7 protein-coding genes and 1 pseudogene are annotated in these 8,684 nt (G+C 76.3%); 2 read left to right on the top strand and 6 right to left on the bottom strand.

Translation table 11 applies throughout. The features are described 5' to 3' along the window. Positions 1 to 1,511: pseudogene (locus ACH4SL_RS01575) on the top strand (hypothetical protein); the annotation flags it as partial. 920 nt (positions 1,512 to 2,431) lie between these two features. Here the strand turns inward: ACH4SL_RS01575 and ACH4SL_RS01570 are convergent. From ACH4SL_RS01570 to ACH4SL_RS01560, 3 genes are all read right to left on the bottom strand, one after another. Continuing rightward, positions 2,432 to 2,905: a carboxymuconolactone decarboxylase family protein gene (locus ACH4SL_RS01570; protein ID WP_398441275.1), complete on the bottom strand. Its 474-nt coding sequence runs from the start codon at positions 2,903 to 2,905 to the stop codon at positions 2,432 to 2,434. An 82-nt stretch (positions 2,906 to 2,987) separates the two neighbouring features. Then, entirely contained in the window at positions 2,988 to 3,584 is a 597-nt protein-coding gene (locus ACH4SL_RS01565; RefSeq protein WP_398441274.1) for a hypothetical protein, read from the bottom strand. A gap of 77 nt (positions 3,585 to 3,661) precedes the next feature. Then, entirely contained in the window at positions 3,662 to 5,122 is a 1,461-nt protein-coding gene (locus ACH4SL_RS01560; RefSeq protein WP_398441273.1) for a DHA2 family efflux MFS transporter permease subunit, read from the bottom strand. Between the two features lie 281 nt (positions 5,123 to 5,403). Here ACH4SL_RS01560 and ACH4SL_RS01555 point away from each other — a divergent pair, with 281 nt between their 5' ends. Then, positions 5,404 to 5,859: a MarR family winged helix-turn-helix transcriptional regulator gene (locus tag ACH4SL_RS01555; RefSeq protein WP_398441272.1), complete on the top strand. Its 456-nt coding sequence runs from the start codon at positions 5,404 to 5,406 to the stop codon at positions 5,857 to 5,859. Positions 5,860 to 5,894: 35 nt separating this feature from the next. Here ACH4SL_RS01555 and ACH4SL_RS01550 read toward each other — a convergent pair whose 3' ends face one another. The 3 genes from ACH4SL_RS01550 to ACH4SL_RS01540 are packed head-to-tail and all read right to left on the bottom strand — an operon-like array spanning position 5,895 to position 8,597. Next, positions 5,895 to 6,887, bottom strand: a complete 993-nt coding sequence (locus ACH4SL_RS01550) for a pentapeptide repeat-containing protein (protein WP_398441271.1) — start codon at positions 6,885 to 6,887, stop codon at positions 5,895 to 5,897. 38 nt (positions 6,888 to 6,925) lie between these two features. Further along, positions 6,926 to 7,297, bottom strand: coding sequence for a hypothetical protein (locus ACH4SL_RS01545; RefSeq protein WP_398441270.1), 372 nt, complete (start codon positions 7,295 to 7,297; stop codon positions 6,926 to 6,928). 34 nt (positions 7,298 to 7,331) lie between these two features. Next, positions 7,332 to 8,597: an MFS transporter gene (locus ACH4SL_RS01540; protein WP_398441875.1), complete on the bottom strand. Its 1,266-nt coding sequence runs from the start codon at positions 8,595 to 8,597 to the stop codon at positions 7,332 to 7,334. Between the last annotated feature and the right edge of the window lie 87 nt (positions 8,598 to 8,684).

Below are 8,684 nucleotides of genomic sequence, written 5' to 3'. Positions count from 1 at the left end.
CCGCGCCCACAGCCGCGCGCAAGACCGCCTCCGGCACGAAGAACGCCCAGCCGCAGCCCGCAACTGGCGCCGGTGCGGGAGCCGGTACGGGCTCCGACGTGCAGGACGCCCAGCCGCAGCCCCAACCCACAGCTGCGCGCAAGACCGCGGCTACGCGCAAGACCGTACCCGGCGCCGGTGCGCGGGGGGCCGAGCCGCAGCCGCCCGCCGCGCAGGATGACGGTGCCGCGCTGGACTCTCCGACGATGCAGATCGCCGTTGTGCCGCGGAAGTCCGCCGCCGCCAAGGCATCGCAGCCGCCCGCCGCCGACCCGGCCGCGAAGGGCGGGGCCCAGCCCGCGCCCAAGAAGGCACCGGCGCGGAAGAGCGCGGCGGCGAAGGGCGCCCAGGCGCAGGCCGCGGCACCTCAGCCGCCCGCGCAGGCCGCCGCGTCCGGCGCGGAAGCGTCCCCGCAGGACGCCGTGCCCGCCGCTCAGGGCGGGCCGAAGAAGGCCGCACCGGCAAAGACCGCGAAGACCGCCAAGAAGGCGCCCGCGCGCAAGACCGCCGCGAAGAAGGCCGCTCCGGTCGCGGCGGCCGCTGCCGCAGCCGGCGCGGCGAACGCCGGGGCCCAGCCCGCGGGCGGCCCCGCCGCGGAAGCGGCCGCCCAGACCGCCCAGACCCCCCAGCAGCCGGCCGCCCAGCCCGCGGCCGAGACCCCCGTACAGGCCCCGGCTCCCGGCGCCGAGGCCCCCGACGTCCAGGCCGCGCCCGTTGCCGTGCCCGGTTACCTCCAGCGGCAGGGCTTCGGCAGCCTCGAAGCGGACGGCGGCAGCGCCGCGGCCGGCGCGGCCGGCGAGACGAAGGAGCCGCGGTTCGGGCGGCGGGCACGGGTGCTGCTCATCGCGGCCGCGGCGGTCGTCGTCGCCGGCGCGATAGCCCTCACCGCGGTGGTGAGCAGCAGCGGCAGCGACGACCCCGCCGCGGGCTCGGCCCCCACGACGACCGCGGCCGCCCCGTCCTCCGCGAGTGCCTCCCCCTCGGCGGCGCCCACCACGGCGTCGCCGAGCGCCAGTCCGACGTCGAGCCCCACCGCGACGCGCACCGCCACGAGCCCGACGTCGCACGCGACCAAGGCGCCGGCCAAGCCCAAGACCCCCCGCACGCCCGCCGTCCCGCCGAAGCAGGGCGGCCCGCAGGTCGCGAGCGTGCGGGTCGACGGTCTGTCGTGCACCCTCGACCAGAGCGGCGGTCACGCCTCCGCGAAGGTCGTCGTCACGTACGACGGCAGCGCGTCCGGGACGCTCAAGCTCACGTGGTGGCGCAGCGATTCGGGCCACCAGCGGGACGCGTCCCCGATGACCCCGACGCAGTCGGCGAAGTTCCCCGCGGGGGCGGCCAGTTACGCCTTCACCGGCAACTACAGCTTCAAGCCGGGCCCGAGGAACGGGTACGTCGGCGTGACCGTCACGACGACCCCCGCGGCCCAGAGCGGCAACGGCGCCACGCAGTTCGCGGTCTGCCACGCGTAACGCCACCCGGCGAGCGGGCCGTTACGCACGACGGCCCGCTCGCCCCGGCGGTGAACCTACGCCCCGGCCCGTACGCGACGGCCGCCCGCCGACGGTCAGAGAGCCCCCGGGACCAGCCCCCGACGCCCGTACGCTGCACCGCGCCTGGCCAAGCACCCCCCGGCCGCACGCCACCCAGCGCCGCACCGCCTGTCGCCGGCACGCCCACGCCCCCGTACGCAGCGACCCACCGCTCAGCGGGCGCGCCCAACCACGCACAGACCTCCGCCCGCGCCCGGCGCCGCACCCCCAGCCGACCACCCTCAGCGGTGTGCCACGCTGCACCGCCTGTCACCCGCCCGCGACACCTCAACCCCAGCACACCGCACCCAGCGGCCCGCCACGCGGCGGACCGCCCACGCCCCACCGCCGTACCCGGCCGCGCAGACCGCGATCGCACCGCAGCGGCGGCCCCAGCAGCTCCAGCCGCCCAGCGGGCGCAGCCACCGCCACCGCCGCCCAGCCGCGCAAACCGCCACCGCTACACCGCATTGGCAGCCCCCGCCGACCCGCCACTCCTGACCGTCCAACGGGCACAGCCACCGCCACCGCGCCCAGCCGCGCAAACCGCCACCGCCCGCCACGCCCGGCGAGGCGCCCCGCCCCCACCTCAGTGGCGGCCACCGCAGCGGCGCCCCCAGCGGCCCGGCGGCTCCAGCCGTCCGGCGGGCGCAGCCCCCGCCACGCCCGCGCCCGGCCCCGCAAACCGCCACCGCCCGCCACGCCCGGCGACGCGCCCCGCCCCACCCCAGTGGCGGCCACCGCAGCGGCGGCCCCCGGCGGCCCCCCAGCTCCGCGCCAGCGGCAGCCCCCCGCCCCCGCGCCAGCGGCAGCCCCCGCCACCGAACCCCACACCCCGACCGCCCCCGCGAGGTACGCGCTCAGTGCGGGACCTGGCCCACCACGTAGTCGCCGCCCGGCTGGCGGATGATGACGTTCAGCCGGTTGAAGGCGTTGATCAGGGCGATCTGGCCGACCAGCGCGACCAGTTGCTCCTCGTCGAAGTGCTTCGCCGCGGCGTCCCACACGGCGTCCGGGACGCCCGCCGAGTCGGCCAGGCGGGTGCCGTGTTCCGTGAGTTCGAGGGCGGCGCGTTCGGCCTCGGTGAAGACGGTGGTCTCGCGCCAGGCGGCGACGAGGCTGAGGCGTACCGTCGTCTCGCCCGCCGCCGCGGCCTCCTTGACGTGCATGTCGAGGCAGCCGCCGCAGCCGTTGAGCTGGCTCGCGCGGATATTGACCAACTCGCGCAGGGCCGGGGGCAGTTGCGTGGCGCGCAGTGCCCGGTCGGTTCCCACCATGTGCTTCACGAGCTTCTGGCCGATCTCCGTGCCGAGCGCGTTGATCCGGGTCCCCATGGGGGCCTCCCTCTCCTCGTCCTGCGTGAGTGCTGCTTCCACCCGTCCGACGAGGAGGCGCCCGGAGACGTAACACGGCCCCTCAGGACGCCGCGACCTCCATGTGCCACGCCGCCCACAGCAGCCCGCAGGTACGGGACCCCGGCGCGCGCCCGCGCAGCCGCCGTACGCAGTCGGTCAGCTCGTCCAGCTGCCCGGGCGTGAGCGGGCCGCCCGCCGCGAGGCAGGCCGTGACGAGCGGTTTCAGCTCGGCGCCCGCGGGGTCGTCCCCGGCGAGGTCGGTCCAGCCCCGGCCCAGGATGTACGCGAGGGCGTGCAGCGCGCCCTCGCGCGGCGCGGCCGCCCACCGCCGGCTCGTCACCTCGTACGGGTTGCGCGCGGCCGGGGCCGGGCTGAGCGAGCCGCGGCGCTCCGCGTCGTACGCACGCAGCTCGGCGTGCCACGCGGCGCGGCTCGCCTCCAGCACCTCCAGCGCGCGCAGCAGCGCCGTGTCGTCGCGGTCGGCCCGGCGCGAGCCCCGGGAAGACTCGAAGGGCCCCGCCTGCGCCGCGAGCAGGCTCAGCGTCGCGTGGAAGCCGATCGGCCGGTGGAGCTGGACGCACGAGCGCGGCATCGACACCCGCTGCCCGTACGGCAGTCGCGGGTCACGGGCCCTGCGGGCGTACGCACCGAAGCTCACGCACGCGAGCCCGGGCCGTGTCCACACCCCCCGCGGAGCGGGCCGAACGCGCGAGCCCGGGCCGCGGGAGGGGGCCGTCAGCCCAGCTCCGTGCTGCCCGCGCCCGCCCGGCGGCGGAAGGGGGTCCGCGGGCCCCCGGAGCCGGCCGGCGGCGGGGCGTGCCGCGCCGGGGCGTCGCGGATCGTGAGGGTGAAGAGCACGGACACGAAGGCCATGACCGTCAGCACGAGGTAGACCGTGTGGTAGGCGGAGGCCGGGGCGATGTGGCCGGCCGAGGACGTGTTGGCGATCAGCAGCGTGGCGACGAGCGCCGGGGCCAGAGCCATGGAGAGCTGGCTGATGACGCTGCTGAGCGTCGACGCCTGGCCCATGTCCTCCTTGCCGATCGTCGCGAAGGAGGCGACGGTCAGCGGCATGAAGACCGCGCCCATGCCGAGGCCCAGCAGGAACATGTAGATCCGGAAAGACCACGGCCCGGTGTCCGCGCCGACCGTCGCCGTCATCACGGCGAGCACGGCGGCGACGACCGCGAGGCCGCTCGCGATGATCAGCCGCGGTCCGAACCGGTCGAAGACGCGCGCGGCCAGCTGCACGGTCAGCAGCACCCCGAAGGCCTCGGTGAAGGTCGCGCTGCCGGACTGGAGGGCGGTCGCGCCGCGCGCCTCCTGGAGGAAGAGCGGCGCCGCGTACATCGCACCCATGAAGGGCACGATGCCGATGAGCCCGAGGATCTTCGTGTCGCGGAAGAGCGCGTCCTTGAAGAGCCGCAGCCGCAGCGCGGGCGCGGGCTTGCGGAGTTCGACGACGATCGTCGCCGCGAGCAGCGCCGCGCCGAGCGCGAGGCTGCCCGCGATGAGCGGGCTGCCCCAGCCGTGCTCGGCGCCTTCGGAGACCCCGTACATGACCAGCGACAGCGCGCCCGCGGACAGCAGCAGGCCGGGGACGTCGAGGCGGCCGGGGTCGCCGTGCCGCGGGTTGTCGAGGAAGAGCAGGCCGAAGAGGAGGGCGGCGATGCCGAAGGGGAGGTTGACGTAGAAGACCCAGCGCCAGGAGATGCTGTCGACGAGGACGCCGCCGAGCATGGGCGCGACCGCCGGGGCCATCTGCTGCGGGATGATCATGACGCGGGAGGCGCGGACCCGCTCGGCGGGGCTGAAGGTGCGGAAGAGCATCGCGGCCGCGACCGGGGTGAGCAGGCCGCCCGAGAGGCCCTGGAGCCCGCGGAAGACGACGAGCTGGCCGAGGCTGTCGGCCATCCCGCACAGCGCGCTGGCGAGCGTGAACAGGCCCATCGCCGTCAGCAGCACCGGCTTGCCGCCGAAGCGGTCGCCGAGCCAGCCGGAGACGGGGATGGTGATGCCGACGCACACCGGGTAGACCACGGCGACGCTGTCCGCCCCGGCCGCCGTCACGCCGAACTGGCGGGCGATCGAGGGCAGCGCGACGGTCGTGATCGCCCCGTCCATCACCACGAGGAAGAACGTGGCGACGAACATGGTGGGTACGACCAGGCGCTGGTTGAGGCGTCGGCCGGGCATGGTCCTCCTCCCCCGGGGGCCCGGGGCGTGCGTGCGTGGGCGGGTAGCAGACGTGATGCGGCGCGGGAAAACGGCGGGGCAGCGGAACGGCGAGGTGAACCGTAATCGCTTACGGGTGTACGTACGTGTGCGGGCATGAGCGGGCGCACGGACGGATCGAGCCGCGCACCCGATATGCTGAGTCTACTCACTATGAGTCGGCACACAACACAGGAAATGCACGGGCACAGCACGGGAACGCGCCATCCTCGCGGGGCGCGGAAGGAGCGGTACGGGGCCCAGTGGTGGACATCCGGAGCAGCGACGTACTGGTCGACGACCTCTTCAGGACGACGGTGCGGCTGCGCACGTACGTCGACGCGCAACTGCACTGCCACGGCCTGTCCGTGTCCCGGCTGCGCCTGCTCAGAGCGCTGTCCACCACGGACGAGCCGCTGCGCATGCGCGACCTCGGCGACGCGCTCGGCGTCGCCGCCCGCACCGTGACGTCGCTGGTCGACGCCCTGGAGCGGGAGGGCCTGGTCGAGCGCCGCCGCCACCCCACCGACCGCCGCGCCTACCTGCTGAAGCTCACCGACCTGGGGCGTACGACGCACGCGCGGGCCGAGGACATCGACCGCGCCGCGCTCGCGACGGCCACCGCGAGCCTAGGCGGCGAGCAGCGCGCGCTGCTGCTGGAGCTGCTCGCGAAGCTGCGCGAGTCCGTGCCGGACGCGCCGCCGGGGCCCGCCGAGTAGTCACACCGGACGCGCCGCCCCGACCCGCCGGCCACTCACGCCGGGCGCGGCGTCGGCGGCGGGCCGTTCGACGTGCGGACCGGCTCCCACGCCGCGCAGTCCGCGAGCCGCGCGGCCACCCAGGGGTCGGCGGCCGGTTCGGGCGGCAGCCGGGTCTCGGCGTCGAGGAAGGCGCCGGCGAGCTGCTCGGCGGTGAGCCCGGAGGCGTCGCGCAGGTCGGCGCGGCCGAGGTCGGCGCCCCGCAGGTCCGCGTCCGCGAGGACCGCCTCCCGCAGGTCGGCGCCCGACAGGGGTACGCCCGCGAGCCGGGCACCGGCCAGGTTCGCCCGGCGCAGGTCGGCGCCGTTCAGGATCGAGCGGTGGAATTCCACCCCGCGCAGGTCGGCCCGCCGCAGATCCGCCGCCGTCAGGAACATCGGCGAGAGCCGCGGCGGCGCGGCGAATTCGAACGCGCGCAGGCTCAGCCCCACGAGCACGGCCCCCCGCAGATCCACCCGGCGGACTTCCGGGCGCTGCGGGCGGCGCGCCAGCACGTCCACCGCGGCCTGCACGTCCTGCGGGGGCTGCGTCCCCCACTCCGGCATCGGCCGCCCGGCGTTGCGTACGGCGGGCAGCACCGCGGGCGGGCCCAGCTCCGCGCCGGTGCGGTTGCGTACGTACGCGGCGAGCACGCCCACCACCGCGTCGTGGTCCTGCTCGGACTCGGCGAGCACGTGCTCCAGGCTGTAGATGCCGCCGAGCCGCACCTCGGTGTGCGGGGAGGCCAGCTGCTCGACCGAGGCCCGGAAGCGCTCGGTCACCTGCCCGCGCCGGGTCAGGACGTACGTGCGCGCGGTGTACGCCAGGCTCGCGAAGACGGTGGCGCCTGCGAAGGCGGCGAGGACGGTCTGGCGTACGGCGTTGACCGCGTCGGCCTGGTCCTTGCCGTGCAGGGCGCGCACGCTGCCCCCGGCGACCAGCCACGACAGCGGCCCGAGGATCAGCAGCACCGCGCCGGTCACCCCGGCGGTCCCGACCAGCCCTACCACCCACCACCGCGCCCACCACCCGCGTGCGGGCCCTCCCCTCACCGCGACCGCCGCGGCGCCACCGGCTCGCCCGGCTCGGGACGGGCCAGCACCTCCGCCAGCGGTGCGCCCTCGCGGGCCGCGACGGCCTTCCGCACCCGCACCTGCGCCCTCGTCCGGGGCCGGTACTCCGGCTCCTTCGAGCAGCCGCAGCCGGACAGCCCCTCGTACCGCAGCCCCGCGCGCAGCACCACCTCGACGACCGACCAGCCCCGCACGTCCCGGCGGCGCGGGGCGGCGAAGTCGTGCCCGGCGCACAGCATCTCCCGCCCGCAGGCGGGGCAGTTCGCGGCGCCGTGCCGCTTGAAGCTCACCCGGCACGTGAGGCACACGTAGTGCAGCTTGTAGTGGGCGACGGCGTAGAAGCACATGCCCGCAAGGGTATTGAGGCCTCTCCTGCCCGGGCTACGGGTTTCGCGCCACGCCCCGCGACCCCGACACGCCCCGGGCGGAGGGCAGTTCGCGTCCGAGGCGGGCGAGTGGCGACAGCGCCAGCAGCACCGGGGACAGCAGCATCGCGGCGGCCGTGACGAGCAGGCCGGTGCGCAGCCCGAGCGCGCCCGCGAGGAAGCCGCCGAGCAGGGAGCCGAGCGGGGCTGTCCCCATGCCGGTGAAATTGATCGTCGCGGCGGCCCGGCCCTGCATCGCGTCCGGGGTGACGACCTGCCGGACGGCCATGAGGGCGACGTTGACCAACTGGCCGCCGCTCCCGAACAGCAGGCCGACCGCGAGCAGGGCGGGGACGGTCACCCGCGGGGGGCCGTGCAGCGCGGGCACGCACAGGAAGGCGCCGTCGCCGAGGGCCGCCGCGCACACGATCACGGCGCCGTAGCCGAAGCGGCGCGGCAGGCGGCCCGCGAGCAGCGAGCCGAGCAGCGCGCCCGGTCCGGTCGCGGCGAGGGCGAGGCCGACGACGGTGCCCGGCAGGTGCAACTCCCTTGGCAGGAAGAGCAGATACACGGTGGTCATGGCGGCGAAGGAGAGCTGGAAGGCCGCCGAGGCCACGCAGACGGCCCGCAGCAGCGGCTCACCCGCGACGAACCGCAGGCCCTCGCCGATCTGCTGCCGGGCCCGGGGCCGGGCCGCCGTGGGCGGCGGAAGCGCCTCGGCGCGCCGGATCCGCCGGATCGACAAAAAGGACAGCGCGAAGAGCACCCCGCCGGAAGCCGCCGCGACCGGCGCGGACAGCGCAGACACCAGCGCGCCGCCGAGCGCGGGTCCCCCGGTCTGGGCCGCCGAACGACTGCCCTCCAGCGCGCTGTTGCCGCGTACCAGCAGGTCGCGTTCCACCAGCCGGACGAGCGAGGTCTGGTAGGCCACGTCGAAGAGGACGGACAGCGCCCCGACGGCGAAGGCGAGCCCGAGGAGCGCGGGCAGGCCGAGTCCGCCGAGGAGGCAGGCGAGTGCCGCGGCGCCCAGCAGCAGCGCGCGTCCCGCGTCCGCGAGCACCATCGTCGTACGGGTCCGCCACCGGTCCACCCACGCGCCGGCGAGGAGCGAGAGCAGCAGCACCGGGGCCTGCCCCACCGCGCGCAGGACGCCCAGCTCGCCGGGCCCGGCGCCGAGCGTCAGGACGGCAAGGAGCGGCAGGACGACGAGAGTTGCGTGCTCGCCGAGCTGGGAGGCGCTCTGGCCCGCCCACAGCCGGCGGAAGTCGGCGTCCCGCAACAGGGCCGGCGGGGGCGGGAGTTCGGAATCGGGATGGGGTACGGCGGGGGTGGCGGCGTACGGCACGGAGGTCCCTCGGGGTGCGGCGAA

It is taken from the genome of Streptomyces sp. NPDC021020 (genome assembly GCF_044333285.1).
In the GTDB taxonomy this organism is placed as follows: domain Bacteria; phylum Actinomycetota; class Actinomycetes; order Streptomycetales; family Streptomycetaceae; genus Actinacidiphila.
This window is presented reverse-complemented; position numbering and strand designations above follow the sequence as displayed.

Bases quoted from the DNA above. Each gene is read 5' to 3' on its own strand.
- ACH4SL_RS01570 (WP_398441275.1), bottom strand. From the start codon at position 2,905: ATGGGGACCCGGATCAACGCGCTCGGCACGGAGATCGGCCAGAAGCTC.
- ACH4SL_RS01560 (WP_398441273.1), bottom strand. From the start codon at position 5,122: ATGCCCGGCCGACGCCTCAACCAGCGCCTGGTCGTACCCACCATGTTC.
- ACH4SL_RS01545 (WP_398441270.1), bottom strand. From the start codon at position 7,297: ATGTGCTTCTACGCCGTCGCCCACTACAAGCTGCACTACGTGTGCCTC.